The 2211-nt window shown below is 72.5% G+C and carries 1 protein-coding gene; it reads right to left on the bottom strand.

Annotation, left to right across the window (positions count from 1 at the left end; all coding sequences use genetic code 11):
* Positions 1 to 2124, bottom strand: a 2124-nt coding sequence (locus tag H5J30_RS28535) for a terpene synthase family protein (RefSeq protein ID WP_220189465.1), incomplete at its 3' end; no start/stop codon positions are given.
* Between the last annotated feature and the right edge of the window lie 87 nt (positions 2125 to 2211).

The raw sequence follows: 2211 nt of genomic DNA, 5'->3' as shown, positions 1-2211 counted from the left end.
CTCCGCCAGCTCCGCGGCCCCGTACCGCCGCACGTGCACGTGCCAGTTGAGGATCCCGGCCATCCAGTTCTGCAGGTCGCGTACGTAGCCGTCCAGCGCCGCGCGCGTCTCCTGCGACGCTCCCAGGTCCTCGTACAGCACCGGCAGCCCGGTCTCCAGCACGTGCTCGAACTCCCGCATCCGCCCCGTCGTGAGGTCGTGCACGATCCGCACGGCCTCGGGGTAGCCGATGCCGAAGAAGGTCTGCACCACCAGCACGCCGTTGTGGATCTCGCCCTCGTACTCGATCTCCTTCTGGTAGGAGAAGAGGTCGTTGAGCAGGCAGGCGTAGTCCATGGCGGAGTTCTCCAGCGCCCGCACCGGCCCGCTGTCGTAGACCTCGGCCGGCACGGCAACCCCCCGGCGCAGCCGGCACAGGTACTTCGTCATGTCGGAACCGAACGTCGCCCGCCGCATCTCGATGTAGTCGACCGGGTCGGGGACGCGGTGCTGCGCCTCGTTGGAAAGCTCCCACAGCCAGGCGTCGAGCATGACCTCCACCGTCGCCCGGAAGTGCCCCCGCTCCGCCGGTGCCATCGGCCCGGCCGTCCGCCGCCACAGGTCGGCCAGCCCGCGTTCCAGCGCGTTCGCCGGCGGCGCCGGCGTCCCATCGTCGAGCGGCATGCACAGCTTGAGCCGGTCGTTCGAGGCCCGTGCCCCGGCCAGATCGCGGGCGCGGCCGAAGACGGCCGGGTAGTAGTCGTCCCCGTACGTGCCCCAGGCCAGCCACAGCGAGGCCAGGACCAACTCCTCCTCGTCGGCGTCCGGATGCAGCCCTGAGGCGCAGAGCGGGAGGTCGTAGCCGTGCAGTCGCCTCGCGTCCCAGACATGCGAGCCCGGCACGCCCGGCTGGGGCCGCAGGATGCCCACCCGGCGGCACCAGTCGACGGTCCGGGACCTGGCGGTGTCGAGGTGCGGGGAGAGCCGCAGCCGGTACGGCATGCGCATCTCGGGCACGATCGACGGGCCGACCCGCTGGTGCGGCATGTGCGCGTGCGAGCGCAGCCGCGTCGCCCCGGTCGCGGTCAGCAGCCCGCGCACGCTCGTCCCCGGCCCCGCGGGTGCGTACGGGGCGGCGGCCACGGCACCCTCGTTCATGTACCGGCTGGAGCGCAGGTGCCACTCGTGCCCGCCCGACTGCCAGTCCTGCAGCCCCTTCGCGTACGCCGCCACGCGCGCGCACTGGGCCGGGGTCAGCTCCTCCTCGGCGAAGAGCACGGGCAGTTCGGTGAGGGCGGTGTGCTCGAACTGCTGCATCCGGGACGTCAGCAGGTCGTTGACCAGCTCGGCGGCCTCCTGCGTACCGCAGCCGAGGAACGTCTCCATCACGAGGACGCCGTTGCTCAGCTCACCCTCGTCCTCGACCTCGCGCTGGTACGAGAAGAGGTCGTTGCGCAGGTGCACGGCGTCGGCGAAGGTGTCGCGCAGCACCAGCAGCGGCCGGGACGCGGCCACCCGGTCCGGCACCTCCGCCGCGGCGGCGTACTCCACCAGCCCCGCGGACCACGGCGCCCCGCCGACCTTGCGGCGCATCTCGACGTACTCGACGGGGTTGGCCACCCGCCCCTCGTCGATGTTGGCCAGCTCCCACAGCGACTCGTCGAGCAGGTTGACCGTGCTCTGCGCGAACCGCCGCCGCCATCCCGCCGACATCGCGGGCACGGTCCGCGCCCACAGGTCCGCGAGCCCCGCCTCGACCGGGTTGCGCGGCTCCGGCACGGCCGCGCCGGAGGTCTCCAGGGGCATGAACGCCGGCAGCCGGTCCAGGTACGCCTTGGCGCCGGCCCGGTCGCGGTCGCGCTTGAACGCCTCCACGAAGTGGTCGTCGAAGAAGAACACCCACACGTACCAGTCGGTGACCAGCGACAGCACGTCCGCGGAGCACTCGGGGTGGGTGTACGCGCACAGCAGCGCGTAGTCGTGCGCGTCGAGGTCGGCGGTCTCCCAGATGCCCGAGCCCTCCAGCATCCCCATCCCGCGCGCCCACGCGCGGGAGTGCACCCGCGCCTGCTCGACGTGCGGGTTGAGCCGCGCGGGCCACGGCAGGTAGAAGGTCGGCAGTTCGAACGGCTGCTTAGGCGGCATCCGCCCCTCCCCGGTCTCGTTCGCGTCCAGCGCCCGGGGCAGCACTACCCCCCGCGTCGCCGCGGCACCCCGGGATGCACTCGCAGG

The sequence above is a fragment of the Streptomyces phytophilus genome (assembly GCF_013870535.1).
Classification (GTDB): domain Bacteria; phylum Actinomycetota; class Actinomycetes; order Streptomycetales; family Streptomycetaceae; genus Streptomyces; species Streptomyces phytophilus.
This window is presented reverse-complemented; position numbering and strand designations above follow the sequence as displayed.